At 68.1% G+C, this 24,676-nt stretch carries 26 protein-coding genes; 9 read left to right on the top strand and 17 right to left on the bottom strand.

Annotated elements, in window-relative coordinates:
• Positions 1-137: 137 nt before the first annotated feature.
• Genes KTC28_RS22710 through KTC28_RS06050 form a run of 3 tightly spaced genes read left to right on the top strand, consistent with a single transcriptional unit; the run spans position 138 to position 5,549 of the window.
• The gene (locus tag KTC28_RS22710) at positions 138-872 is read left to right on the top strand and encodes an ImuA family protein (protein ID WP_255602315.1); all 735 of its coding nucleotides are present in this window, start codon (positions 138-140) and stop codon (positions 870-872) included.
• Entirely contained in the window at positions 796-2,295 is a 1,500-nt protein-coding gene (locus KTC28_RS06055; protein WP_255602418.1) for a Y-family DNA polymerase, read from the top strand. Before KTC28_RS22710 ends, KTC28_RS06055 begins: the two co-directional genes overlap by 77 nt.
• Positions 2,268-5,549, top strand: coding sequence for an error-prone DNA polymerase (locus tag KTC28_RS06050; RefSeq protein WP_216709472.1), 3,282 nt, complete (start codon positions 2,268-2,270; stop codon positions 5,547-5,549). Before KTC28_RS06055 ends, KTC28_RS06050 begins: the two co-directional genes overlap by 28 nt.
• A gap of 320 nt (positions 5,550-5,869) precedes the next feature.
• On the opposite strand, the gene KTC28_RS06045 is transcribed toward KTC28_RS06050, so the two are convergent.
• The 10 genes from KTC28_RS06045 to galE form a co-directional block, all read right to left on the bottom strand.
• The gene (locus KTC28_RS06045) at positions 5,870-6,127 is read right to left on the bottom strand and encodes a hypothetical protein (protein ID WP_216709473.1); all 258 of its coding nucleotides are present in this window, start codon (positions 6,125-6,127) and stop codon (positions 5,870-5,872) included.
• Positions 6,128-6,197: 70 nt separating this feature from the next.
• Positions 6,198-6,974, bottom strand: coding sequence for an SDR family NAD(P)-dependent oxidoreductase (locus KTC28_RS06040; protein WP_216709474.1), 777 nt, complete (start codon positions 6,972-6,974; stop codon positions 6,198-6,200).
• Between the two features lie 83 nt (positions 6,975-7,057).
• Complete coding sequence (locus KTC28_RS06035) at positions 7,058-7,975, bottom strand: alpha/beta fold hydrolase (RefSeq protein ID WP_216709475.1); 918 nt, start codon at positions 7,973-7,975, stop codon at positions 7,058-7,060.
• Between the two features lie 57 nt (positions 7,976-8,032).
• A complete protein-coding gene (locus KTC28_RS06030) occupies positions 8,033-8,482 on the bottom strand; it encodes a DUF2948 family protein (protein WP_216709476.1) in 450 nt (149 codons plus the stop codon).
• Positions 8,475-9,755, bottom strand: a complete 1,281-nt coding sequence (murA, locus tag KTC28_RS06025) for a UDP-N-acetylglucosamine 1-carboxyvinyltransferase (protein ID WP_216709477.1) — start codon at positions 9,753-9,755, stop codon at positions 8,475-8,477. The genes KTC28_RS06030 and murA overlap by 8 nt, the downstream gene beginning before the upstream one ends.
• Positions 9,756-9,773: 18 nt before the next feature.
• Positions 9,774-10,307, bottom strand: coding sequence for an MAPEG family protein (locus KTC28_RS06020; protein ID WP_255602313.1), 534 nt, complete (start codon positions 10,305-10,307; stop codon positions 9,774-9,776).
• A 91-nt stretch (positions 10,308-10,398) separates the two neighbouring features.
• Positions 10,399-10,794, bottom strand: coding sequence for an NUDIX hydrolase (locus KTC28_RS06015; protein ID WP_216709479.1), 396 nt, complete (start codon positions 10,792-10,794; stop codon positions 10,399-10,401).
• On the bottom strand, positions 10,791-11,414 hold the full coding sequence (locus tag KTC28_RS06010) for an HAD family hydrolase (RefSeq protein WP_216709480.1): 624 nt from the start codon (positions 11,412-11,414) through the stop codon (positions 10,791-10,793). Before KTC28_RS06010 ends, KTC28_RS06015 begins: the two co-directional genes overlap by 4 nt.
• Before the next feature lie 35 nt (positions 11,415-11,449).
• Positions 11,450-11,575 carry a type B 50S ribosomal protein L36 gene (ykgO, locus tag KTC28_RS06005; RefSeq protein ID WP_174276400.1) on the bottom strand — a complete coding sequence of 42 codons (126 nt, stop codon included), beginning with the start codon at positions 11,573-11,575 and terminating at the stop codon, positions 11,450-11,452.
• Between the two features lie 46 nt (positions 11,576-11,621).
• The gene (gene galE / locus KTC28_RS06000; RefSeq protein WP_216709481.1) at positions 11,622-12,641 is read right to left on the bottom strand and encodes a UDP-glucose 4-epimerase GalE; all 1,020 of its coding nucleotides are present in this window, start codon (positions 12,639-12,641) and stop codon (positions 11,622-11,624) included.
• Between the two features lie 93 nt (positions 12,642-12,734).
• Between galE and KTC28_RS05995 the strand changes: the two genes are divergently transcribed.
• The 5 genes from KTC28_RS05995 to KTC28_RS05975 are packed head-to-tail and all read left to right on the top strand — an operon-like array spanning position 12,735 to position 16,389.
• A complete protein-coding gene (locus tag KTC28_RS05995) occupies positions 12,735-13,346 on the top strand; it encodes a DUF4136 domain-containing protein (protein WP_216709482.1) in 612 nt (203 codons plus the stop codon).
• 9 nt (positions 13,347-13,355) lie between these two features.
• On the top strand, positions 13,356-14,480 hold the full coding sequence (locus KTC28_RS05990) for a M14 family metallopeptidase (RefSeq protein ID WP_216709483.1): 1,125 nt from the start codon (positions 13,356-13,358) through the stop codon (positions 14,478-14,480).
• A gap of 9 nt (positions 14,481-14,489) precedes the next feature.
• Positions 14,490-14,945: a GNAT family N-acetyltransferase gene (locus KTC28_RS05985; RefSeq protein WP_216709484.1), complete on the top strand. Its 456-nt coding sequence runs from the start codon at positions 14,490-14,492 to the stop codon at positions 14,943-14,945.
• A 2-nt stretch (positions 14,946-14,947) separates the two neighbouring features.
• Entirely contained in the window at positions 14,948-15,634 is a 687-nt protein-coding gene (gene gpmA, locus KTC28_RS05980) for a 2,3-diphosphoglycerate-dependent phosphoglycerate mutase (RefSeq protein ID WP_216709485.1), read from the top strand.
• Positions 15,635-15,648: 14 nt separating this feature from the next.
• Positions 15,649-16,389 carry an exonuclease domain-containing protein gene (locus KTC28_RS05975; RefSeq protein WP_255602311.1) on the top strand — a complete coding sequence of 247 codons (741 nt, stop codon included), beginning with the start codon at positions 15,649-15,651 and terminating at the stop codon, positions 16,387-16,389.
• A 3-nt stretch (positions 16,390-16,392) separates the two neighbouring features.
• On the opposite strand, the gene KTC28_RS05970 is transcribed toward KTC28_RS05975, so the two are convergent.
• Together KTC28_RS05970 and KTC28_RS05965 are read right to left on the bottom strand one after the other, a co-directional pair.
• Positions 16,393-17,169 (bottom strand): SDR family NAD(P)-dependent oxidoreductase, encoded by a 777-nt coding sequence (locus tag KTC28_RS05970; RefSeq protein WP_216709486.1) that lies wholly within the window; start codon positions 17,167-17,169, stop codon positions 16,393-16,395.
• Positions 17,170-17,245: 76 nt separating this feature from the next.
• Positions 17,246-17,878 carry a PEPxxWA-CTERM sorting domain-containing protein gene (locus KTC28_RS05965; protein WP_226896118.1) on the bottom strand — a complete coding sequence of 211 codons (633 nt, stop codon included), beginning with the start codon at positions 17,876-17,878 and terminating at the stop codon, positions 17,246-17,248.
• Positions 17,879-18,083: 205 nt separating this feature from the next.
• On the opposite strand from KTC28_RS05965, the gene KTC28_RS05960 reads away from it, so the two are divergent.
• The gene (locus KTC28_RS05960; RefSeq protein ID WP_216709487.1) at positions 18,084-19,271 is read left to right on the top strand and encodes an MFS transporter; all 1,188 of its coding nucleotides are present in this window, start codon (positions 18,084-18,086) and stop codon (positions 19,269-19,271) included.
• Here KTC28_RS05960 and KTC28_RS05955 read toward each other — a convergent pair.
• The 5 genes from KTC28_RS05955 to KTC28_RS05935 all read right to left on the bottom strand — a co-directional run bounded on the left by KTC28_RS05955 (position 19,268) and on the right by KTC28_RS05935 (position 24,595).
• Complete coding sequence (locus KTC28_RS05955; protein ID WP_255602310.1) at positions 19,268-20,095, bottom strand: proteasome-type protease; 828 nt, start codon at positions 20,093-20,095, stop codon at positions 19,268-19,270. The genes KTC28_RS05960 and KTC28_RS05955 overlap by 4 nt on opposite strands.
• Positions 20,092-20,922 (bottom strand): transglutaminase family protein, encoded by an 831-nt coding sequence (locus KTC28_RS05950; RefSeq protein ID WP_216709488.1) that lies wholly within the window; start codon positions 20,920-20,922, stop codon positions 20,092-20,094. The genes KTC28_RS05955 and KTC28_RS05950 overlap by 4 nt, the downstream gene beginning before the upstream one ends.
• A gap of 12 nt (positions 20,923-20,934) precedes the next feature.
• Positions 20,935-21,876, bottom strand: a complete 942-nt coding sequence (locus KTC28_RS05945; protein ID WP_216709489.1) for an alpha-E domain-containing protein — start codon at positions 21,874-21,876, stop codon at positions 20,935-20,937.
• Between the two features lie 74 nt (positions 21,877-21,950).
• Entirely contained in the window at positions 21,951-23,357 is a 1,407-nt protein-coding gene (locus tag KTC28_RS05940) for a circularly permuted type 2 ATP-grasp protein (protein WP_216709605.1), read from the bottom strand.
• 122 nt (positions 23,358-23,479) lie between these two features.
• On the bottom strand, positions 23,480-24,595 hold the full coding sequence (locus KTC28_RS05935) for a DUF6600 domain-containing protein (RefSeq protein WP_216709490.1): 1,116 nt from the start codon (positions 24,593-24,595) through the stop codon (positions 23,480-23,482).
• Positions 24,596-24,676: the final 81 nt, after the last annotated feature.

Genomic DNA, 24,676 nt, shown 5'->3' with positions numbered 1-24,676 from the left:
GCTACCTGCGACTTATTGAAACAACCTGTGACCCAACTCTCGCGTGGCAATTCGATGACGGTGCCCGAGCGCGATGGTCGATCCGACAGAGAGTCGCCTTGACTCGATCCAAACGAGTCCCGCAAATAGAACATAACATGAACTTAGTGCGCTCTTCCCCTCCCGAGTCGCCTTCCCGACTCACGACCGGTGCCGTCCTAGCAGACGCGCGGCTCGGGAAGGGGCTGCTGCGCGCGGCATTGCACGAGGTGTTCGCCGCTGTGCCTGCCGACAGCGCCGCCGCCGCCGGTTTTGCTGTGTTGCTTGCTTTGCGCGCATCGCCGGACCGGCCGGTTTTCTGGGTCCGCGACGCGCGCACCGTCCGCGAAGCCGGACGCCTTTACGGCGCGGGTCTGGTCGAGCTTGGCGCCGACCCCGATTCGATCATCCTCGTCCACGCCGATACGACGCGCGGCGTCCTCCAGGCTGCTGCCGACACCGTCAAATGCGCCGCGATCAGCACCGTCGTCATCGAGCCTTGGGCACAGGCTGCCGAGTTCGGCCTGACCGAATCGCGGCGCATCGCCTTCGCCGCCGCGCGGTCGGGCGTGACGGCGCTCGTCCTCCGCAGTGGTGCCCAGCCCGTGCCGAGCGCTGCTGAAACGCGGTGGGCGGTATCGTCCGCGCCATCCGCCGTACTTGCCGCCAATGCGCCGGGACAGCCGGCGTTCGACATCAACCTGCTGCGGCATCGCGGCGGCATTGCCGGGTTCGAGGCCCGGGTGGAGTGGGACCGTGACCGTCGAGCCTTTCGCGATGCGCCGCTACCTCGCGCTGTATCTGCCGTTCCTGCCGTCGGAACGCGCGATACGCAGCGGCGCCGCGCCGCGTGACACACCCTTTGTCCTCGTCGAGAAAGCCGGTGGTGCCATGCGCGTCGCCGCGGTCGATGCGGCGGCGGCGGCACTCGGGATCGCGCCGGGACTGACGCTGACCGACGCACGCGCGCGTATCCCCGATCTGGTCGCGGTGGCGCACGATCCCGCCGCCGACACGGCGTTGCTCGACTGGCTCGCCGACGCCTGCGACCGCTATTCGCCGATGGTTGCGACCGATCCGCCGCGCGGCATGGTCATCGACATTACCGGCTGCGTCCATCCGTTCGGCGACGAAGCGGGGCTCGCCGCCGATCTTCGCCGCCGGGTCGAGCGGCAGGGGTTGAGCCTGACCGCCGCGTTCGCTGATACGCCCGATGCAGCGAACGCGCTCGCGGCGTTCAGGGCCAAAACCGTCGCCGCGCTGCCGGTCGCAGCGTTGCGGGTCGACGGCGAGATCCATCAGGCGCTGCGTCGCGCCGGGCTCAAGACGATCGCCAGCCTTGCCCGGCGGCCGCGCGGACCGCTCGCGGCGCGCTTCGGCGTGGCGACGACGACCGCGCTCGAACGCCTGCTCGGCGAGGCCGACCCGCGGATCACGCCGCGCCGCCACCCGCCCGAGATCGCGGTTGAGACCCGCTTCGCCGAGCCGGTGGCGATGACCGAAACCGTCCTTTCGTCGCTCGACGAGCTGATGCGGCGCGCGGCGACCGAGCTGTCCGATCGCAGCCGCGGCGGGCGGCGGTTCGAGGCGGCGCTGTTCCGCAGCGACGGTCATGTTGCGCGCCTATGGATCGACACTGGCCAGCCGACGCGCGATGCCGGCGTCCTCGCCCGGCTGTTTCGCGAGCGGATCGGCACGCTCGCCGATCCGCTCGACCCGGGCTTCGGCTACGACCTGATCCGGCTCGCGGTCCCGGTAACCGAGCCGCTGGTCGCGCAGCAACTCGAACTCGACGGCGGCGCGGTCGCCGATGCCGAGCTTGCGGCGCTGATCGACCGGCTGACGATCCGGCTCGGCCAAGGGCGCGTCCGGCGGTTTCGAGCCGGCGATAGTCATGTCCCCGAACAGGCGGCGTTCGACCTGCCGATCGCCGACACGGCGCCCCCGGTCGCGTGGCAGATCCCAGAGCCCGGCGAGCCGCCGCTGCGTCCGCTCCATTTGTTCGATCCGCCGCAGCGGATCGAAGCGATCGCCGAAGTCCCCGACGGCCCGCCGTTTCGCTTTCGCTGGCGGCGCGTGCTCCACGAGGTGCGGCGTGCCGAGGGGCCCGAACGGATCGCCGCCGAATGGTGGCGGCACCGGCGCGGAGCGGGGATGACGCGCGATTATTACCGCGTCGAGGACCAGGCCGGGCGGCGTTTCTGGGTCTTCCGCCACGGCCTGTACGGCGTCGAGCGCGCGGCACCCGAATGGTATCTCCACGGCTTGTTTGCGTGAGTGGTTATGCCGAACTCGCCGCCGCGACGAACTTCTCGTTCCTCCACGGCGCGTCGCATCCGTCCGACATGGTCGCCGCCGCGCTCGAACTCGGCCACACCGGCATCGGCATTGCCGACCGCAACACCGTCGCCGGGGTCGTCCGCGCGCATGTCGCGTTGCGCGATGCGCTTGAGGCGGCGGAGCAGCAGCCCGACAAGCCGCCCGACTTCAAGCTGCCCGATTTCAAGCTCATCGTCGGCGCGCGGCTAGTCTTCGCCGACGAAACCCCCGACATCATCGTCTATCCGGCGACGCGGCGCGGCTGGGGGCGGCTGACGCGGTTGCTGACGACCGGCAACCTGCGCGCGGTGAAAGGCGACTGCCACCTGTTCGCCGCCGACCTGCTCGATCACCTAGACGACCTGATGCTGATCGTCCTCCCCGGACCCGATCCGGCGGCAATCCTGCCGCGCCTCGCCCGCGCCGCTCCCGGTCGGGTATGGCTCGGCGCGACGATGCTGCGCGGCGGGCGCGACCGGCGGCGGCTGCGCGCGGCGATCGACCGCGCCGCTGCCGCACGTGTGCCGCTGATCGCGGTCAACGATGCGCTCTACGCCACCCCGGCGCAGCGCCCGCTACACGACATCCTGACGTGTATCGCCACAAAGCGGACGATCGCCGATGCCGGGCGGCTCCTCGCGGCGAATGCCGAGCGCCATCTCAAGCCCGAAATCGAGATGGCGCGGCTGTTCGCCGATGCCCCCGATGCGCTTGCCGAAACGGGCAAGCTGCTCGACCGCATCGCCTTCACCCTCGACGATCTGCGCTACGAATACCCGCACGAGCCTGTGCCGCCGGGATATACGCCGCAAGCGTGGCTCGAAGAACTGACGCTGACCAAGGCCGCCAAGCGCTGGCCCGACGGCATCCCGGACAAGGTCGCCAAGCTCCTCACCGACGAGTTCGCGATGATCGCCAGGCTTCAGTACGCGGCGTATTTCCTGACCGTCCACGACATCGTCGCCTTCGCCCAAGGGCAGGGGATCCTGTGCCAGGGGCGCGGGTCGGCGGCGAATTCGGTGATCTGCTTCGTCCTCGGCATCACCGCGGTCGATCCGACCAAGCATAGCCTGTTGTTCTCGCGCTTCGTCTCCGAGGAGCGGAAAGAGCCCCCAGACATCGACGTCGACTTCGAGCACGAGCGGCGCGAGGAGGTGATGCAGTACGTCTACCGCCGCTACGGCCGCGAGCGTGCCGGCATCGCCGCGACGGTGATCCACTACCGCCCGCGCAGCGCAGTGCGCGAGGTCGGCAAGGCGCTCGGGCTAACCGAGGACGTCACCAGCCGCCTGACAAGCACGGTCTGGGGCAGCTTCGCCAGCGAGCTCGAACGCCAGCGCGTGCAGGAGACCGGCTTCGACCCCGATGCCCCCGAGATCGCGCGGCTCGGCGACTTCGTCGGCCAGATCCTCAAGTTCCCCCGGCACCTGTCGCAGCACGTCGGCGGCTTCGTCCTGACCGAGGACCGGCTCGACGAGACGGTGCCGATCCACAATGCGGCGATGGCCGATCGCACCTTCATCGAATGGGACAAGGACGACATCGACGCGCTCGGGCTGATGAAAGTCGACATCCTCGCGCTCGGCATGCTGAGCTGCATCCGCAAGGCGTTCGCGCTGATCGCGACCCACATCGGCCGCCAATACACGCTCGACAACGTCCCCGACGACGCCCCCGACGTCTATGACATGCTGTGCCTCGGCGACAGCGTCGGGGTGTTCCAGGTCGAAAGCCGCGCGCAGATGAACATGCTGCCGCGGCTGCGTCCGCGTGAACTCTACGACCTCGTCATCCAGGTCGCGATCGTCCGCCCGGGGCCGATCCAGGGTGACATGGTCCACCCCTATCTTCGGCGGCGGCAAAAGCGTGAGGCGGTCGAATATCCCTCGCCGTCACCGCCGCACGACCCGAACGAGTTGCGCGAGGTGCTCGGCAAGACGCTCGGGGTGCCGCTGTTTCAGGAGCAGGCGATGAAGCTCGCGATCGTCGCCGCCGAGTTCACGCCGGCGGAGGCGAATCAGTTGCGCCGGGCGATGGCGACTTTCCGCAACGTCGGGACGATGGACCAGTTCGAGACGAAGATGGTCGGCGGGATGGTCCGGCGCGGCTATGACGAGGCGTTCGCGCGGCGCTGCTACCAGCAGATCGAGGGGTTCGGCAGCTACGGCTTCCCCGAAAGCCACGCGCTCGCCTTCGCCCGGCTGGTTTGGGTGTCGTCGTACCTCAAGTGCCGCTACCCGGCGGTGTTCGCGGCGGCGCTGCTCAACGCCCAGCCGATGGGGTTCTACGCCCCGGCGCAGATCGTCGGCGACGCCCGCGCCCACGGCGTCGATGTCCGCATGATCGACATCAACGCGAGCGACTGGGACAACAGCCTCGACCGCGATGGCAGCAGCGGCGGTTTCGCGGTCCGCCTCGGCCTGCGCCAGATCAGCGGCTTTCGAGAGGTGTGGTCGGATCGGATGACCGCCGCGCGGCCGTTCGCCAGCATCGAGGAGCTGGCGCGGCGGGCCGACCTGCCGCAGCGCGCGCTCAACCTGCTCGCCGATGCCGACGCCTGCCGCTCGATCGGGCTCGACCGGCGTACGGCGCTATGGGAGGCGCGGCGGACTCCTGTCGGCACGCTGCCGCTGTTCGCCGCAGCGGATGCCCGCGAGCTCGGGGTCGAGGCCGCCGCCGAACTGCCGCCGATGACCCCGGGCGAGCAGGTCGCCGCCGATTACCAGACGATCCGCCTGTCATTGAAGGCGCACCCGATGGCCTTCCTCCGCCCGGTCTTCGCCGCCGAGGGCGTGGCGAGCTGCGCCGAGACTTCAGGGGCGAAGAACGGCCGCCTGCTTAAAACCGCCGGAATCGTCCTCGTCCGCCAGCGCCCCGGCAAGGGCAATGCGATCTTCGTGACATTGGAGGACGAGACCGGGGTGACCAACGTCGTCATCTGGGCGCGGCTGTTCGAGCGCTACCGCCGCAACATCATGGCGTCGCGATTGATGCTCGTCGAGGGCGAACTCCAGCGCAGCCCCGAGGGCGTCATCCATCTGATGGCGAGCCGGGTCGAGGACCGCAGCGCAGAACTCGACCGGCTGTCGGAAACCCACGACTGTGAGCCCGAGCAATCGCGCGCGGTCGAGGACCTCCACCCGGGCTACCCCCAGACCCACGGCCACCCGCGCAACCTCCGCGTCTTGCCTAAGTCACGGGATTTCCACTGATTTGTAGGGCTGCCCGGGGTTAAGTTCAAAATAAGTTCACACAAAAGCGTGTGTTTTGATTTTCGCTCTGACCTTCGCCTTTGGTCTTCTTCTTCGACCATCGCGCTTAAAGTGCGAGACGCACTTTCGTTGAAGCAACTGCCGTACCCTCGCACTCGTCATCCCAGCGAAGGCGGGAATGACGACTTTGGAGGTCGTCTCCTTCGAACAAGCCAGCAATGAGAAAGAGCGGTTCTGTCCCGGTGGACAGTCGAGTCGAGCCGCGAAAGTAAGCGGCTTAACAGGGTGTAGGACAGCGTTTTTTTAACGATCGCCGCGCCTTACTGATGCGCTGGGCCAGCGCCGTGCTGATAGCTCGCATTGCGCTGCGCCGCTGCGGCAGCCGCCGCCTGCCGCTTCGCCACGACCGCGCGATGGTGGCCGTAGGCGCAGCCCGCCGCTGCGCCGAGGACTGCGTGATGCCCGGCGAAGTGCCCGGCGGTGCCACCGACCGCGGCCCCGGTCAGGCAGCCCGCGCTGGCGGGAGCGGCAGCGGCGGCGAGCGCGGCGGCGGCGGTCATGGCGATCATCAGCTTCATCGAATCGTCCTCGGTTGGTGTGACCCGCTCAACCCGTTCCGCCCGGATTGGCTCCGGCGTCGCGCCGGCCCTAGGCCATCTTCCCAGGCACCGTCGGGTGCGAGCTTGACAGGCCGCCATCGACCGCGATCGCCTGGCCGTTGATGTAGCTCGCCGCGTCCGACGCGAGGAACAGCGCGACCTCGGCGATCTCCTCGGGTGCGGCAGCGCGGCGGAGCGGGTTGAGCTGGCCGAGCTTGTGCTCGGTTCCCCGCGCCCGGGCGCCGTCGAACCATAACTGCGTCATGCCGGTCTCGGTCAGCCCGGGGCAGACCGCGTTGACCCGTACGCCGGTGCCCGCAAGCTGGTTCGCCGCGGTGGCGACGAGGTTAATCACCCCCGCCTTGCTCGCGCTGTACGGCATCCCGCCCGCGCCCGAGCGAATCCCCGCGACCGAGGCGGTGGCGACGATCGACCCGCGCCCCGCCGGAACCATCACCCGCGCCGCCGCCTGCATCGTCAGGAACACGCCGATCAAATTGACCCGCAGCACGCGCTCCCATTCGTCGACGGTGAGGTCGAGGAACGCCGCCAGCCCGCCGCCGACCCCGGCATTGGCGAAGGCGAAATCGAGCCCGCCGAAGTCGGCGACCGCGCGCGCGACGGCGGCATCGACATCGGTCTTGTTCCCGGCGTCGCCGGTCAGCGCGACGATGTTGACATGCCCGTCGGCGGTGGCGCGGACCGCGTCGGTGAGGTCGAACGCGACGACATTCGCCCCGCGCGCCGCGAACAACCGCGCGGCGGCACGCCCGATCCCGCTGCCCGCGCCGGTCACGAGCGCTGTCCTGCCGGTGAAGTCGGTCATGTCTGTTCTCCCCAAAATCTTGCCGTCATCGGCATTATGCTGCCATCGATTTTTACCGTCATCCCCGCGAAGGCGGGGACCCATCAACCCGATATTGTGGGTGATGGGTCCCCGCCTTCGCGCGGATGACGCTCATTGAGAAAGCTCCGCACGCATGCGATGAAATCCGCGGTCCGGTCGTGGTGGACCCAGTGGCCGGCGCGATCGAACAGCTCGACGCGGGCGTTGCGGAACGCCGCGAGCCGCCCGTCGGCCGCCGGGTTGGAGGCCCAGCTTTCGGCGCCGTAGACGAGCAAGGTTGGGCAGGTAATCCGCCCCCACAGCGCCTGCAGGTCGGCGTAGGGCATGTCTACGGGTGAGAAGCCGCGGATATAATTGTCGAATTTCCAGCTATAGCTGCCATCCTCGTTCTGCAGGACGCCGTGCGCGGTGAGGTGGCGCGCCTGCACCTCGCTCAGATGCTTGTTCTCCGCCATCATCCGGGCGAGTGCCTCGGCGACGCTGGCGTAGCGTTTCGGCTGGCGCGCGCTGAGGCCGCGGACCTCGTCGATCCAGTCGCGCAGGCGGGTGTCGAAGGTCTTCGCGTCGCGCTTGGCAAGCATCGCCGGGGACGGCCCAAGCCCTTCGATCGCGACGATCTTCGCGACATTGTCCGGGTACAGCCCGGTGTAGCGCAGCGCGATATTGCCGCCGAGCGAGTGCGCGACGATCGTTAGCGGCGCGAGCTTCAAGCCGTGGATCAGCTGCGCGAGGTCGTAGACGAACGCCGCCATGCCGTAATTGCCGTCGGGCGACCACGCGCTGTCGCCGTGCCCGCGAAGGTCGGGCGCGATGACGTGCCAATCGCGCGCGAGGTCGGTCGCAACCCAGTCCCAGTTGCGGCAATGATCGCGCCCGCCGTGGAGTAGCAGCAGCGGCGGCGCATCGGGATTGCCCCAGTCGACGTAGTGGAGCCGCAACCGCTGCGAGATGAAGTTGTGCGACGTCGGGCAGGGGGTCATGCGATCGCCCGGATTATGCCGCGGTCGCAGATATCACTGTCATCGGAGGGCATCGCCCTATTCATGCATCGGCTCGCTCCCCGCGAGCCACGGCGGGGAGATATCCTCGAGGATGATATCGACGCACTCGGTTTCGATCCGCAGCGTCGGCCCCGCCGCAAAGGCGATCGTCAGGATGTCGCCCTCGATCAGGAACGCGAGCAGGTCGAGCACCGCGATGTCGGGATCGTGCGGCCCAGCCGCGCTCCAGCCGCGCCGCTGCACCCGCGTCACGCTCTCGATCCGCAGCGCCGAGCGGACGCGGGTGCGGTCGCCCGCCTCCCAGCGGTAACGATCAAGCAGCAGCACCAGCCGCCGCGCGCGCCGGTCGTAGGCGATCTCGGCAGGATGGACGATCGCGTCCTGCACCAGCGCCGAGATCAGCGGCAACACGTCCGCTTCTTGCGCGAGCAGCAGAAGCCGCGAATCGGCGACGGGGGCCGCTTCGTCCATTGCTTCGTCATCCATCGGAAATGCGCTCGATATCGGCCCCGACCGCCGACAATTTCTCCTCAAGCCGCTCGTAGCCGCGGTCGAGGTGATAGACGCGGCTGACGACGGTCTCGCCCTTCGCCGCGAGCCCCGCAAGGACAAGGCTCATCGACGCGCGCAGGTCAGTCGCCATAACCTGCGCGCCGACGAGCTCGGTGACGCCGCGAACCACCGCCGATCGCCCGCGGACAGTGATGTCGGCCCCCATCCGAGCGAGTTCGGGGACGTGCATGTAGCGGTTCTCGAAGATCGTTTCGGTCAGCAGCGACGCGCCGTCGGCGACCGACAGCATCGCCATGAACTGCGCCTGCATGTCGGTCGGAAAGCCGGGGTAAGGCGCGGTCGACACCGTCACGCCGTGGAGGCCGTTCGCGCGGCTGACCTTGATGCCGTCGGTGGTCGGCTCGCACGCGAGGCCCGCCTCGCGCAGCGCAGCGAAGGTCGCGCCGAGGCTCGCGGTGTCGGCACCGACGAGTTCGATCTCGCCGCCGGTGATCGCCGCGGCGCAGGCGTAGCTGCCGGTTTCGATCCGGTCGGGCATAACGGCATAGGTCGCGCCGTGGAGCTTGGCGACGCCGGTGATCGTCAGGCGCTCGGTGCCGATGCCGTCGATCTTCGCCCCCATCGCGACGAGACAGTAGCACAGGTCGACGATTTCGGGCTCGCGCGCGGCGTTGTCGATGACGCTGACGCCGTTCGCCAGCACCGCCGCCATGACAACATTCTCGGTCGCGCCGACCGATACGGTGGGGAAGGTGTAGCGCCCGCCCTGCAAGCCCTTCGGCGCAGTCGCCTTGACGTAGCCCGAGGCGAGTTCGATGTGCGCGCCCAATGCTTCCAGCGCCTTGAGGTGGAGGTCGATCGGGCGGTTGCCGATCGCGCAGCCGCCGGGCAGCGACACTGTCGCCTCGCCGGCGCGCGCGAGCAGAGGGCCGAGGACGAGGATCGACGCGCGCATCTTGCGGACGATGTCGTACGGCGCGGTGGTCGACGTGATCCGGTTGGCGCGGAAGGTCATCACCCGCCCGAACTCCGACGGGTGCGACCCCTCGATCGTCGTCGAGACGCCGTGGCCGTTGAGCAGATGGCCGAAGGTATCGACGTCGGCGAGGCGCGGCAGGTTCCTGAGCGTCAGCGGCTCGTCGAGCAGCAGCGCGCACGGCATCAGCGTCAACGCTGCGTTCTTCGCGCCCGAGATGTGAATACGGCCCGACAGCTTGTTGCCGCCGCGAATGACGATTTGATCCATGCGATGGTCTAGCGCGGGTCAGGCCTGCGACACAATGAGCAGTGCGGCCGCAAGAGACGCGGCGACGGTCGGATAGAAGGTCAGCGCGAAGCCGAACGCACGCGATGCCGCACCCCGCGCGAACCCTGGCCAGAACAAGGCGCGGCCGATACCGAACAGGACGACGCCGATCGGGACCACGACGAGCATCCGCGCGGGGAGGAGTGTCGCCAGCGCGAGGTGCGCGGGGGCGGCGATGACCACCTGTTCGAGCGTGTTCTGCAACACGGCGCGGGCATTTGTGACTTGCGGACTGGGGGTCGAATTGCCGCTGCTGTCGATGTCGGCGGGTGAGAAAAAGCGCAGCGCAGCGATCCGGGCGATCATCGCCACGACCCAGACGAAGACAAAGACGTCGCAGCGGAGCGCGAAGGCGATGCGGTCGGGGAGCGTGGCGATACCGAGGTCGGGCGCGATGGCGATTCCAACGCCGAAGGCAACCGCCGTAGTCACCGCCGCTGCAACCATGTGGACCGCGACGCCGCGTTGCTCGACGGCGAAGTCGCGGGTCACGTGGGCAGGATCCCTTGTCCGGCCAGCCATGCCGTTACGTCGGCAGCCACGGTGTTGCCGCCGCCAATGACGATTCCATACATACGATGGTCTAACGCAGGCTGGCCGCCATCGGCAACGCTATGTCGCGGGTGAGCGGAGCCAGCGGCGGCGGATCGGCCGCATCAGGCGAAAGCCAGGCGATGGCGTCAATCTCGGCTGCGGGCGAGGGCACGCCGACGATTGCAGCGTGATAGAGCAAGGCGTCGACGATCGCGTCCGGTTCGTTCGCGGCTGGCGCGCTAAAACGTCCGACGAAGACCGGGCCGGGCGCAACCTCGACGCCGAGCTCCTCACGGAGTTCACGGGCGAGGCACACTTCTGCGGCTTCGCCGGGATCGATTTTGCCGCCCGGCTGCATGAAGGCCGTCGTTCCCCGCTTGCGAACGAGCAATACCCGACCGTGTTCATCGATCACGATCGCCGCCGCGATCGTGATGATCGTCACTTGGCGGCAGCCGCAGAGAAGCCCTGCCCGGCCAGCCACGTCCTTGTGTCGGCGGCGTCGACGAAAACGTGGCCGATAAAACCGGCGGTGTCGGCGGCGGCGATATTGTCGGCGCGGTCGTCGATGAACACGCCTTCGCCGGGGGCAAGACCGAAGCGGGCGAGGGCGAGGGCGTAGATCGCGGGGTCGGGCTTGACGACCTTCTCGACGCCCGAGACGACGATGTCGCGGAAGCGGTCGAACACCGGTGCGGTCGGGCGGAACATCGCCCAGAATTCAGCGCCGAAGTTGGTGATGGCGAACTGCGGAACGTTTGCCGCGTCGAGCTCGGCGACGAGGTCGAGCATCCCGGGCATCGGTCCGGGGATCGTCTCGAGCCAGCGCGGCCAATAGGCGGCGATCAGATCGGCATATTTAGGAAAGCGCGCGGACAGCTCGGCGATCATCGTCGCGATCGGGCGGCCGGCATCGCTTTGAAAGTGCCACGCCTTGGTCACGACGTGGCTAAGGAACCAGTCGAGCTCGACCGGGTCGGGAATCAGTTTGGCGAAAAGATAGCGCGGGCCCCAGTCGTACAGGACATGCCCGACGTCCCAGACGACTGCGGTCGGTGTCTTCACTTGGCTGTCGCCGGAATCGGCGACAGGGAGCGAGATCAGCCCTGGCGAGCCTTGAACCGGCGATTCGTCTTGTTGATCACATAGGTCCGTCCGCGACGGCGCACGATCTGACAGTCGCGGTGGCGCAACTTCAGCGACTTGAGGGAATTGCGGACCTTCATGGGAACTTCCAAGATGAAATACAGGCAGGCGAATGGAGCGCGGTGCCTACGGACGAAGCCCGCGCAAGTCAAGCTGGCGCTCCCATTCGAGCGCGTGGCTGACGATGGTTTCGAGTCGGTCGTACTTAGGGGTCCAGTCGAGGCGCTCGTGGATGCGTGCGGTGGCGGCGACGAGCGTGTCGGGGTCGCCGGCGCGGCGCGGCGCGATCGTCCGCTTGAGCTTGAGGTTGGTCACCCGGTCAACCGCGTCGAGGACTTCGAGCACCGAGAAGCCGCGGCTGTACCCGCAGTTGAGCGCGAACGATTCGGTCGGCGCGGCTTCGAGCGCGCCCAGCGCGGCGACATGCGCGGCGGCGAGGTCGGAGACGTGGATATAGTCGCGCACCCCCGTGCCGTCGGGGGTGTCGTAGTCGGTGCCGTAGACCATGACTTCGCTGCGCAGGCCGCGCGCGGCCTCGGCGGCGACGTGGATGAGGTGGGTCGCGCCGCGCGTCGACTGTCCGCTCCGCGCCGCCGGGTCGGCCCCGGCGACGTTGAAGTAGCGTAGCGCGCCGTAGTTGATCGGATGCGCGCGGGCGACGTCGGCGAGCATGATCTCGGTCATCAGCTTCGAATTGCCGTACGGGTTGATCGGCGACTTCGGCGTCATCTCGTCGACCGGCACGACCTCGGGAACGCCGTAGACCGCCGCGGTCGACGAGAAGATGAAGTGCTTGATGCCGTTCCGCACCGCCGACTCGATCAGGCTGCGCGAGGCGACGACGTTGTTGCGGTAATAGTCGAGCGGCTTGACCACCGATTCGGGGACGAGCAGCGATCCCGCAAAGTGCATGATCGCGGAGATGCCCTGCTCGCTCGCGATCCGGTCGATCAGGTCGGGGTCTGCGACATCGCCTTGATAGAAAGGAACGCCCTCGGGCACCGCCCAGCGGAATCCGGTTGCGAGCGTATCGATCACCGCGACCGGCCGCCCGGCATCGACGAGCGCGAGCACCGCGTGACTGCCGATGTAACCGGCGCCCCCGGTGACGAGAACGGTGCCGGTCGTTGCGGTCGCGGTGGCCATTGGCTACTCCGGGTGGCTCGAGCAAGGGATATGCGTCGGACTCGCGTTATGCGCGTTGGTACGGCGCGACAAGGTTCACTGGGGTAAGTTTTGATGATCAGTCTGTTTCGCCTGCTCCCGATCGCCGCGCTGGTCGCCGTCGCGGGATGCGCGACCTCGAACGCGGGGATCGACGTCAAGCGCTTCCACCTGGGCGCACCGGTGACGCGCGGCACGATCGCGCTGGTGCCCGCCGACACCAAGGCGACCTTCGGGCTCGAAACCCGCAGCTATTTCGACGCGGTCGCCAACGCGCTTCGCGCGCAGGGCTTCACCCCCGTCCCGGTCGAAACCGGCCCCGCATATATTGCTACCCTTGCGATCAATCAGAATGTCGCGGTCGGTCCGCGCCGCCCATCGCCGTTCTCGATCGGCATCGGCGGCGGCGGCTTCACCGGCGGTCGCGGCGGCGGGGTCGGCCTCGGCGGCGGGGCGTCGTTCCCGGTTGGCCATGGCAGCCAGAACGCCGTCGAGATCGACGCGATGCACCTGACGGTCAAGCGCCGCTCGGACGAGGCGCTGATCTGGGAGGGCAATGCGGAGGTCGCGATCGACACGCGCTCGCCGCAGGCATCGTTGTCGCGGTCGGTTCCGGCGATGGCGCATGCGCTGCTCGACGGCTTCCCCGGACCGTCGGGCGTCACCCAGCATTACCCGTACAAGTAGGGGCACGCCTTGCCGATCACCGTCTCTGCCGCGTTCGACAGCGGCAATATCGAGGTGCTGCGCGCTGACGGGCCGCAGGCGATCGACCTCGCGATCCGCAAGGACGCACACAGCGACTTCTACCAGTGGTTCTATTTCCGTCTGTCGGGGGCGCGCGGCGAGGCGTGCCGCGTGCGGATCACCAACTGCGCCGGGTCGGCGTATCCGGGTGGCTGGCCCGATTATCGCGCGGTCGTCTCGACCGACCGGCAGACGTGGACACGGACCGAGACGAGCTATGCCGACGGGATCCTGACGATCGATGTCGCCCCGGCGACCGACAGCATCTGGATCGCTTATTTCGCGCCGTACACGATGGAGCGGCATCACGACCTTATCGCGCGGATCGCCGCCGCTTCGGGCGTCACCACTCGCGTCCTCGGCCATACGCTAGACGGGCAGGACCTCGACTGCATCGACATCGCCGGCGGCCCCTTGCAGGTCTGGCTCTACGCCCGCCAGCATCCCGGCGAGACGATGGCCGAGTATTGGATGGAGGGCGCGCTCGACCGGCTGGTCGACGCCGCCGATCCTGTCGCAACCGCGCTGCGCGCGAAGGCGAGCTTCCACATCATCCCCAACATGAACCCCGACGGATCGCGCCGCGGGCATCTGCGGACCAACGCCGCCGGGGCCAACCTCAACCGCGAATGGGCCGGGCCGACGCTCGACCGCTCGCCCGAAGTGGTCCACGCGCTCGCCGCGATGGACGCGACCGGGGCCGATTTCACGATGGATGTTCACGGCGACGAATCGCTGCCGCACAACTTCATCGCCGGGTTCGAGGGTATTCCGAAGATTACCGACCGGCAGTTGGGGTTGCTCGGCGATTACAAGGCGATCCTCGCGCGTCTCTCGCCCGATTTCCAGACGCGGATCGGCTATCCGCCGTCGGCTCCCGGCCGAGCGAACCTGACGATGAGCACCAACCAGCTCGCGAATCGCTTCGGCTGTCTCGCGATGACGCTCGAAATGCCGTTCAAGGATGCCGCCGAGAACCCCGACCCCGTCGCCGGCTGGTCGCCCGAACGCTGCCGGGCACTTGGCCGCGAATGCCTCGCGGCACTGCTTGAGGTCGTCGACCGGCTGCGGTAACTCGATTCGATGCTTACCGTCGACGACGATTTGTCCGGACCCGAGGTCGCCGACCTCGTCGGATACCATATGCGCGAGATGCGCGCGCACTCGCCCGAGCCGAGCCGCCATTCGCTGGATCTCACCAGCCTCCGCACCCCGGAGATCGCGTGGTGGACGGTGTGGGATGGCCATTCGCTGATGGGCTGCGCCGCGCTGCGCGAGGTCGATTCGGGCCACGGCGAAATCAAGTCGCAGCGCACCGCTCCCGAACATCTGCGCAAAGGCGTGGCCAAGGCGCTGCTGTCGCATATCATCGGGGTCGCGCGCGACCGCGGCTACATCCGCCTTGGGCTCGAGACCGGCTCGGGCCCGGCGTTCGATCCGGCGCTGGCGCTGTATCGCCGCTTCGGCTTCAAGGACGGCGAGATGTTCGGCGACTATCGCCCCGACCCGTTCCTGCGTTTCATGCACCTGGATCTTTGATCATGCCGACGCTTGTCCTGATCCGCCACGGCCAGTCGGCGTGGAACCTTGAGAACCGCTTCACCGGCTGGTGGGACGTGCCGCTGACGGCGAAGGGGATCGCTGAGGCGACCGCGGCGGGCGAACTGCTGCGCGAGCGGGGCTATGACTTCGACCGCGTCTTCACCAGCGTGCAGTCTCGCGCGATCAAGACCGCGAACCTGATGCTCGAGGCGATGGACCTGCTGTGGCTGCCGGTGGTCAAGGACTGGCGATTGAACGAGCGCCATTATGGCGGGCTGACCGGGCTCGACAAGGCCGAGACCGCGGCGCTGCACGGCGAGGCGCAGGTGCACGAATGGCGGCGCTCGTTCGACATTCCGCCGCCGCCGATGGAGGCGGGGTCGCGCTACGACCTGTCCGCCGACCGCCGCTATGCCGGGATCGCGGTTCCCGCGACCGAGAGCCTCAAGGACACGATCGCCCGCGTCCTGCCGTATTGGGACAGCGCGATCGCCCCCGAACTTCGCGCCGGGCAGCGCGTCGTCGTCGCCGCGCACGGCAATTCGCTGCGGGCATTGGTCAAGCATCTGTCGGGAATCAGCGATGCCGACATCGCTGCCCTTGAAATCCCGACCGGCCAGCCGATCGTCTACGAGCTCGATGACCAGCTAAATGCGACCAAGCGCTTCTATTTGCACGAGACCTGACACATATATCGTCGGTGCGTAGCGTTCGCGTCATCGACCTTGAGACCACCGGCGGCCAGCCGTCGGCGCATGGCGTCTGCGAAATCGGCTGGCAGGACGTCGCTCAGGACGACGACGGCGTCTGGCAGGTGATGCCGGGGCGCGGCAGTATCCTCACCAACCCCGGGCGGAGCATCCCGCCGGTGACCGCCGCGGTCCATCATATCATCGACAGCGATGTCGCCGATGCGCCGTTGTTCGCCGACGTTGCGCCCGGCGTGCTGCGCGGGCCGTATGTCGCGCTTGCGGCGCACCGCGCGAGCTTCGAGGGCAAATGGTGCACCCCGCGGCTGACCGGCGGGCTGCCGTGGATCTGCACGTGGAAATGCGCGCTGCGGGTGTGGCCGAGCGCGCCGTCGTTCTCGAACCAGGTGCTGCGCTATTGGCGGATGCCCGAGGGGCTCGACCGCGACCTCGGGCTGCCGGTCCACCGCGCCGGGCCCGATGCCTATGTCACCGCGCACCATCTGCGCGACATGCTCAGCGTTGCGTCCGTCGAGCAACTGATCGCGTGGAGCGCCGAGCCGGGGCTGCTGCCGCGCGTCCCCGCCGGGCCGAACCGCGGCAAGAACTGGCGTGACCTCGACGACGCGAGCCTGACCGCCTTTGCCGCCGACCGCGACGAGGACGTCCGCTTCTCCGCGCGGACCGAGGTCGCGCGGCGGGGTGGCGCGCCGGTCGCAGTGCCTGTCCCCGCGCAGCCGCGGCTGTTCTAGTCCTCAGACGATCGTCGCGCCGCCGTCGATCGCGAAGCTCTGCCCCGTCGTGAAACCGCCCGCCTTACCGGCGAGGAACACCGCCATCCCGGCGATCTCGTCGGGGACGCCGATCCGGCGCAGCGGTGCGCCGCCGGTCGCTTCCTTGAGCGTCGCGGGATCATCCCACAATGCCTTGGCAAAATCGGTCTTGATCAGCCCCGGGCAGATCGCGTTGACGCGGACGTTCGAAGGCCCGAACTCGGCGGCGAGGTTGCGCGCGAGCTGCATGTCGGCGGCCTTGGAGATGCAATAGGCGCCGATGATCGTCGACCCCTTGAGCCCGCCGATCGACGAGATGATCGTGATCGAGCCGTCCTTGCGCGCGAGCATCGCCGGGGCGACCATCTGGATCAGCCAGTGGTTCGAGACGATATTATTCTGCAGGATCTTCATGAACTGGTCGTCGCTGATCCCCGCCTGCGGTCCGTAGTACGGGTTCGACGCGGCGTTGCAGACGAGCGTGTCGATCTGCCCGAAGCGCTCGATCGTCTTGTCGACGAGCATCTGCAGCGCCTCCTTCGACGCGATGTTCGCCGGGATCGCGACCGCCGCGTCACGCCCAACGGCGGCGTTGATCTCGGCGACCGCCGCCTCGCAGACGTCCATCTTGCGCGACGAGACGACGACGTTCGCGCCGTGCTCGGCCATGCGGTGGGCGATCGCCTTGCCGATGCCGCGCGACGATCCGGTGATCAGCGCGGTCTGGCCGGTCAGGTCGAACAGTTCGGGTAATGGCATCGGTCGGGCTCCCAAGGATTTTCCTCGGTCTACGCCACTGCGCGCGCACCCCGCCAATGAAAAGGGATCGCGCCGGTCAGGCGGCGGCGTGGCCGGTCCGGCGGCGGCGGAGCGCGGTACCGATCAGGCCGAAGCCGGCGATCAGCAACGCCCAACTCGCGGGTTCGGGGACGGTGCCGCTGGTGCCGCGCCCTTCGATCACCTGCTGTCCCGGCACGACGGCGGTGCCGTTGACATCGAACCAGATCGTCGCCGGACCCGCGCTGGCGTCGACCATCTTCGTGAACAGCGAGCGGCCGAAGTTGTCGAACACCGTGACGACGAACGTATTTCCGGCGGTATCGGCATCGGTGCGCCCGAACAGCACGATCGACGACAGGATGATGCGGCGGCCGAAGTAAATGTCGAGGTAATCGCCGGCGGTTCCGACCGATTGGTAAATTCCGCTCGCGGCGTTGCCGCCGGTCCGGCCGTCGATTGCATTCGCCGCGCCGCTCGACCCCAGCGCGTTCAGGGCATAGGCCACACCGCCGTTCGCGGCGGCGGCGACGTCGATCGCCTCGCTATCGGCGACGACGACTTCGGCAAGCTGGATGAACGATCCTGTCGCGCTGGTGACGCGAATCCCCATGGCGTTCGGATAATAAGTCAACGCCGATGCCGACGAGGCAATCAGGAACGAAACGAGGGCCGACAGCAGAATACGCACCAAAAACACTCCCCAAACACACGATGCGTTCGTTACGGGAATGTAAGCAATTTGCGTGCCATGCCGTTATGTGACTGATTTCCCTCGATCGGAGAGATAAGTCCGTAACGGATGTGTAAAGAGTCCTGACGCTTTTCGCGGGCGCTACGGGCTTGCCGCGACGGTCCGCCGCGTCGCATGGTGGAGAACGCCTCCGGAGCCGTGCATGACCCCAGCGATACGTTCGACCGTCCTCGCCTGCCTGTATTTTGCCGGGTTCGGCTGCCTGATCCCGTTCCTGCCGCTGTGGCTCGAAAAGGTGCACGGGTTTTCGGGTGCGGAGATTGGCGTCGTCCTCGCGATCGCCGGGTTCAGCCGCGCGCTCGCCGGGCCATTGACCGCAGCATGGGCCGACGGGCGGAGCGACCGCCGCGCGCCATTGTTCATGTTCACGATCGTCCTGACCGCCGGATTCGCCGTACTCAAGCTGCTGACCGGTTTCGTCGCGGTATTCGCGCTGATCCTTATCCTCGACATCGCCTTCTGGGGGCTGCTGCCGGTGGTCGAGACGACGCTGCTCCGCCTGACCCGCACCGGCCGCCCGCCGTATGGGGTCGCGCGCGGCCTCGCGAGCGCGGCCTTCGTCGCGGGGACGACGACGGTCGGATTCCTCAACGACGCGACGCAAAGCTACTGGCCGATCTGGGCGTTCCTGCTGGTGATTTCGGCGGCGATGATCGCGTGGAGTGCGCTGATGCCGCGCGAACCCGTCCTCGCCCGCGCCGAAAAGCGCGAGCCGTTCGGCGAGCGGCTCGCGGCCGGCCTCGGCATGCTCCGCAACCCCGAATTTACGCTCTTCATCTTCGCCGCCGGACTGATCCAGGCGAGCGCCGCCTTCCTGTACACCGCCGGGTCGCTCGTCTGGACTAACGTCCAGCATTTCTCGGGCGGCACGATCGCGATGCTGTGGAACATCGGCACGCTCGCCGAGGTCGGCTTCCTCATCTTCCTCGGCGGCTGGTCGGCGCGCTTCCGCCCCGAATCGCTGATCGTCGCGGGTGGCGTCGGCGCGGTGATCCGCTGGACCGCGCTGGCGATGCTGCCGCCGCTGTGGATCCTGATCCCGCTGCAACTGCTCCACGCACTCAGCTTCGCCGCGACCTTCCTCGGCGGGATGCGCTTCATCCAGACATTGTTCGGCGATGACCGCACGCCGACCGCGCAGATGATCTACATGGGCCTCGCCAACGCGCCGACCTACGCCGCCGCCGTGCTGCTGTCGGGCCCGCTATACGACCGCATCGGCGCGCCGGGCTATCTCGCGATGACCGGCGTCGCGGGGCTTGGGCTGGTGCTCGCGATCATGCTGCGGGCGCGGACCGCGAAGACCGCCACGGTCGCGGTTACGGCTTAGACCAGCACTCCCTGCCCCGCCGCCGCGCCATACGGCGGTAGCGGGATGCTCGCGGTGGCGTTTCGCATCGCGGCCGACCAGCGTTCGGTGAGCTCGCGGTAGTAATCGTCGTCGTCGGTGATGCGGTGGACGAGCTCAGGTTCGGTTTCGCCGCTGCGCAGGACCATCAGGTCGATCGGCAGCCCGACCGCCAGATTCGACCGCATCGTCGAGGTGAACGAAATCAGCGCAACCTTGACCGCCTCGGCGATCGGCGTGTCGTACTGGACGACGCGGTCGAGGATCGGCTTGCCGTATTTATGCTCGCCGATCTGGAGATACGGGGTGTCGGGCTGGCACTCGATGAAGTTGCCGCTCGCGTAGATCAGGAACAGCCGCGGCTTGCGCCCGGCGATGCAGCCACCGAACAATAATGTCGCGCTGGTCGAGATCCGGTCGCCGCCGACCGCCTCGTCGACCGCGGCGCGCGCGGCGTGGAGCGCCTGGCCGATCAGCGTCGCAGCGCGGAACATCGTCGGTGCGGTGGCGAGCGTCTCAGGCGCACCGGCGCGCTCGCCGTCCTCCCCGACCGCCGCGAGCAGCATCGCGTCGGTCAGCCGGGTCATCGCCGCCTGGGTCACCGACAGCGATCCGGCGCTGGCGACGACCATCGTCCGCCCGGGACCGGCATCGATCACGCGCAGCTTGCGATAGCTCGACACGTTGTCCAACCCGGCATTGGTCCGCGTGTCGGCGAGCATCGCTAGCCCGTCCCGGACCAAAATCCCGACGCAATAAGTCATCGGTTCCCCCTCGACGCTGAACTGTCCGTGCTGGACGCTCACGCCTGTCCCTGATGCTGACTTTGACGCGAAACCGCGCCGGTGTCGACCGCGCTGACGGCGACGTGCATCGTCTCGACTCCGCCGCCGCGCCGCGCGCCGCGGACCGGGGCGGCGTCGAGATAGTCCAATCCGACCGCGACACGGACGTGCGCGGGGGTGATCGAGATGCCATTGGTCGGGTCGAAGCCGACCCAGCCGAGGTCGGGAACGAGGGCTTCGGCCCACGCGTGCCCCGCCGGTTGCGCCTCGGGGCGGACATAATGGCCCGAGACATAGCGCGCCGGGACACCGAGGATCCGCGCGGCGGCACAGAAGACGTGGGTGTAATCCTGGCAGACTCCGCGCGTCTGCGCGAAAGCGGTGACCGCATCGGTGCCGGTGCCGGTTGCGTCGGCGTCGAACACCATCCGCGCGTTGATCGCCAGGTTGAGCGCGTGCAGCGTATCGAGGATGTCGTCCTGCGGCTGGTCATGGGCGAAGGCGGTGATTGCCGGGTCGGCGGTGGTCAGGTCGGTTGTACGGAGGAACATCGCCGGTGGCAGCGGCTCGAGGAAGCCGCGGACCGCGCCGTGCGCCTCGTCGGTGTCGACCTCGCCAGTGACGCTGATCGTCAGCCTGGTGACCGGCGACGACGCGGTGAACAAATGCGTCGCGTTGCCGAAGACATCGGTCCCGGCGCGCAGGCTGCCGTCGGCATCGACGTCGACCCGCCACCGCGCGACATGCTGGTCCCACCCGCCACGCGGCTGGACACGAAGCAGCTGGACGACGCTGCTCGCTGCCTGCGAATAATCATACGCAGTCGTGTAGTCGATTCGTATGCGCACCCGATCCCCCGATCAGAAAAGATATTGCTCGGCGATCGCTGCCCCCAGCCGGTTGTTGTCGGCGATGAAGTCGCGCAGAAATTCGTGGAGCCCGCTCGAATAGATTTTGTCGATATTGCCCGATTCGAGGCGGCCATAGCCCGCCGAGGCAAGCCGGTGCGCCGGGCCGCGCCGCGCGCTCGCGTGTGACAGCTGGTCGAGACGGCGCAGGATCTCCTCGTAGCACGACGCGAGGCTGCGTGGTATCTGGCGGTTGAGGATCAGCAGGTCGGCGATCAGCCACGGCTTGACCGAATCGCGGTAGACCCAGCGATACGCGGTCAGCGCCGATACCGTTCGCAGGATCGTCGTCCACTGGAAGTAATCGAGGGACCCGCCAACCTTCTCGCCGCGCGGCAGGAGCAAATGGTATTTGACGTCGAGCAGCCGCGCGGTGTTGTCGGCGCGCTCGACCGCGCTGCCGAGCATGATGAACCAATAGGCGTCGCCGCGCAGCATCGTCCGGTGCGCGGCACCGTCGAACGCGAGCATCGACGCCTTGACCGTGTCGAGCAGCCGGACGAGATCGTCGCGCCCCTCGAGCCGCGTGCCGTAGCGCTGGACGTCGAGCCACGCGCCGTTGATCGCCTCCCACGCCTCGAGCGTCAGCGCGGTGCGGACCGCGCGGGCGTTGGCGCGGGCACATTCGAGGCAGCGGCGGATCGAGCTCGGGTTGGTCGGATCGACTGTCAGGAACTCGCTGACGCCGAACTCGTCGGCGGCGAGCCCGCGCTCGGCATGCGCCTGCGTCATCCACGCGGCTTCGAGTGCGGATTCCCACGCATTGGTCATGCCGCCGTACGACGACGGCAGCGACGCCAGCCGCAGCGTCGCCTCGATCAGCCGCGACAGGAAGTCGGCCCGCTCGATGTAGCGCCCGACCCAGTAGAGGTTGCCGGCGGTGCGAGAGAGCATCCTACTTCCCTCCCCCCTTGAGGGGGAGGGACAGGTCGCCGCTTGGCGACCAGGGTGAGGATGCGTGGCGCATCTCAATCATCGACCACCCACGTGTCCTTCGTCCCACCGCCCTGGCTGCTGTTGACCACCAGCGAGCCCGGATCGAGTGCCACCCGCGTCAAGCCGCCCGGCACGATCCGCGTGCCGTTGGTCCCGGTCAGGACGAACGGGCGAAGGTCGACGTGGCGCGCCTCGACGCCGGCGTCGCACAGGGTCGGGCAGGTCGACAGCGCGAGCGTCGGCTGGGCGATGAACTTCTCGGGGTTGGCGCGGAGCTTGGCGGCGAAGGCGGAGATCGTCGCGGCGGGCGCGTGCGGGCCGACGAGCATGCCGTAGCCGCCCGACCCGTCGACTTCCTTGACCACCAGCTCGGGAAGATGGTCGAGGACATACGCCAGCGCCTCGGGCTCGCGGCAACGCCATGTCGGGACGTTCTTCAGGATCGGCTCGGCGCCGGTGTAAAATTTTATGATCTCGGGCATGTAGCTGTAGATCGCCTTGTCGTCGGCGACCCCGGTGCCGACCGCATTCGCCAGGCTGACGTTGCCGGCGTCGTATGCGCTCATCAGCCCGGGCACGCCGAGCATCGAATCGGGGCGGAAGACGAGCGGGTCGAGGAAGGCGTCGTCGAGGCGACGGTAGATGACGTCGACGCGCTGGGGCCCCTCGGTCGTCCGCATATAGACATGCTCGTCGCGGACGAAGAGGTCGGACCCCTCGACGAGCTCGATGCCGAGCTTGTCGGCGAGGAAGCTGTGTTCGTAGAACGCGCTGTTGAACTGCCCCGGGGTCAGCAGCACGCTCGTCGGATCGTTACCCGCGCGCGCCGGGGCCACCGAATGCAGCATTTCGAGCAGCATGTCGGGGTAATTCTCGACCGGGCGGATGCGCAGCTTGGCGAACAGCTCGGGGACCAGCTTAAGCATGACCTCGCGGTTCTCGAGCATGTACGACACCCCCGACGGCGTCCGGGCATTGTCCTCGAGCACATAGAAATCGTCGGCGTCGGTGCGGACAAGGTCGATCCCGGCGATATGGACCCAGATGTCGCCGACCGGGCGCTTGCCGACCATCGCGAGGCTGAAGCCCGGGTTGCGCAAGACAAGCTCCTCGGGGAGGATGCCGGCGCGGAGGATTTCGCGCTTGCCGTAGATGTCGGCGAGGAATGAATTGAGCGCGCCGACGCGCTGGACCAGCCCCGCCTCCATCGTCGCCCATTCCTTGGCGCCGAGGATCCGCGGGACGATGTCGAACGGGATCAACCGCTCGGCGGCGTCAGGGTCGCCGTAGACCGCGAAGGTTATGCCGATGCGGCGAAAGAACAGCTCGGCCTGCCGGCGCCGCGTCGCCATCACCTCGAACGGGGAATCGGCGAGCCATGCGCCGATCGGGGCGTAGCAATCGCGGATACTGCCGCCCGATGCGACATGGCCGAACATTTCGTCGAAGGCGGGCGGGTTCGGCAATCATCCTCCGGGCGTTGGTCGCTCGCCCGCATACTGTGCAGTGCGGCGCGCCCGCGCAAGGGGTTGGTGTCACCCGATCGTCATTTGTCCGGTGATCATTGGGGACGAACGCGCTCGCCGGCCTCGCGCGACTGGGTAGGACCGGTGCGTGGCTGCGGTGCCGGGCGGGGTGCCTCGGGGCGCGGCTGGGCGATCGGCGCGGGTTGCCGGACGGGGGCCGCGTTGCCCGCCGGGGCGACCGCAACGGGTGGGCGACCGCCCTGCGGCTGGAACGGGACAAACCCTCCGCGCGGTTGGAAGCCGCCACGGCCGTCGCGCGGCGGCATGGTCCCCGGCGGCACATTCGCCGGAGGCACGAAGTCGGGCGGGCGGCCGTCGCGTCGCGGATTTCCCTGATAGCCGCGGACATCGCCGCCGACCGCACCCTGCGGGCGGACGTCGGGTCGGCGGCCTCCGCCCTGCATCACCGGCTCACCGCCGGAGTTGCCGCGAAAATCGGGGCGTCCGCCGCGCGGATCGCCCCGGCCCCGGTCGCCCCCCCGTTCACCATCGAAGCTGCGGTTGAAGACGCGGCCGCCAACGCGATCGTAATGCGTGATGCCGCGCGTTGCTCCCCAGTAATCGCGGTTGCGCCCGTACGGCAGGATCACGCCGCGCAGCGAGCGGCCATAAAGATTGCCGCGTGGGACGAACACCCACGCCGGCTGATACCATTGGTCGAAGCCCCAGCTATTGAAGCCGTCGCCATAGCCGGCGTCGAAGTTGAGGACGACGCGCGGCGGCAGCGGGGCCCAGCCGGTGACGTCGTCGCCGTCGCGCCACGCGACCCAGCCCGGGCCCCAGACGGTGTCGGGGGTCCACACCCAGCCGATCGCCGGGTCGAAGCCCCAGCGGCCGAAGTGGAATACCGCCCAGCCGAACGGCTCGTCACTCCGCCATGTCTGGCCATAGGCACCCTGCTCCCAATGGCCGATCGTGTACGGCCGCCAGTCGCGGTTGACGTTCGGTGTCCAGCCGCGCCCAAAGCGGCTGTCGACCCAGCGCCCGTAACGCGACAGCGGCTCGAAGAACACGGCGATCGAATCGACCGACTGGCCATCGGTGTCATAGCCCGACTGGGCATAGCCGTCGGGCGGCGGATATTCCTGCGCCGCGACCGGCACGGCACCGGCCAGCATCAGCGTGACCGGCAGGAGAAAGCGTAAACGCATGTGACACCGTCCCGTCGAACTACCGGACATCGTTATACTGCGCCGGTTGTCGCGCCGATGAACGTTATGCCGCACGTCATG

Origin of the sequence: Polymorphobacter megasporae (assembly GCF_018982885.2) — a bacterium.
In the GTDB taxonomy this organism is placed as follows: domain Bacteria; phylum Pseudomonadota; class Alphaproteobacteria; order Sphingomonadales; family Sphingomonadaceae; genus Polymorphobacter_B; species Polymorphobacter_B megasporae.
The sequence above is the reverse complement of the archived record's forward strand: the minus strand, read 5'-3'. Positions and strand labels throughout refer to the sequence as shown.

Bases quoted from the DNA above. Each gene is read 5' to 3' on its own strand.
- ykgO (WP_174276400.1), bottom strand. From the start codon at position 11,575: ATGAAGGTCCGCAATTCCCTCAAGTCGCTGAAGTTGCGCCACCGCGAC.
- KTC28_RS05970 (WP_216709486.1), bottom strand. From the start codon at position 17,169: ATGCCATTACCCGAACTGTTCGACCTGACCGGCCAGACCGCGCTGATC.
- KTC28_RS05935 (WP_216709490.1), bottom strand. From the start codon at position 24,595: ATGCGTTTACGCTTTCTCCTGCCGGTCACGCTGATGCTGGCCGGTGCC.
- gpmA (WP_216709485.1), top strand. From the start codon at position 14,948: ATGCCGACGCTTGTCCTGATCCGCCACGGCCAGTCGGCGTGGAACCTT.
- KTC28_RS05945 (WP_216709489.1), bottom strand. From the start codon at position 21,876: ATGCTCTCTCGCACCGCCGGCAACCTCTACTGGGTCGGGCGCTACATC.
- KTC28_RS05995 (WP_216709482.1), top strand. From the start codon at position 12,735: ATGATCAGTCTGTTTCGCCTGCTCCCGATCGCCGCGCTGGTCGCCGTC.
- KTC28_RS05985 (WP_216709484.1), top strand. From the start codon at position 14,490: ATGCTTACCGTCGACGACGATTTGTCCGGACCCGAGGTCGCCGACCTC.
- KTC28_RS06035 (WP_216709475.1), bottom strand. From the start codon at position 7,975: ATGACCCCCTGCCCGACGTCGCACAACTTCATCTCGCAGCGGTTGCGG.
- galE (WP_216709481.1), bottom strand. From the start codon at position 12,641: ATGGCCACCGCGACCGCAACGACCGGCACCGTTCTCGTCACCGGGGGC.
- KTC28_RS06055 (WP_255602418.1), top strand. From the start codon at position 796: ATGCGCCGCTACCTCGCGCTGTATCTGCCGTTCCTGCCGTCGGAACGC.
- KTC28_RS06045 (WP_216709473.1), bottom strand. From the start codon at position 6,127: ATGAAGCTGATGATCGCCATGACCGCCGCCGCCGCGCTCGCCGCCGCT.
- KTC28_RS06030 (WP_216709476.1), bottom strand. From the start codon at position 8,482: ATGGATGACGAAGCAATGGACGAAGCGGCCCCCGTCGCCGATTCGCGG.
- KTC28_RS06040 (WP_216709474.1), bottom strand. From the start codon at position 6,974: ATGACCGACTTCACCGGCAGGACAGCGCTCGTGACCGGCGCGGGCAGC.
- KTC28_RS22710 (WP_255602315.1), top strand. From the start codon at position 138: ATGAACTTAGTGCGCTCTTCCCCTCCCGAGTCGCCTTCCCGACTCACG.
- KTC28_RS05960 (WP_216709487.1), top strand. From the start codon at position 18,084: ATGACCCCAGCGATACGTTCGACCGTCCTCGCCTGCCTGTATTTTGCC.
- KTC28_RS06050 (WP_216709472.1), top strand. From the start codon at position 2,268: ATGGTATCTCCACGGCTTGTTTGCGTGAGTGGTTATGCCGAACTCGCC.
- murA (WP_216709477.1), bottom strand. From the start codon at position 9,755: ATGGATCAAATCGTCATTCGCGGCGGCAACAAGCTGTCGGGCCGTATT.
- KTC28_RS05940 (WP_216709605.1), bottom strand. From the start codon at position 23,357: ATGTTCGGCCATGTCGCATCGGGCGGCAGTATCCGCGATTGCTACGCC.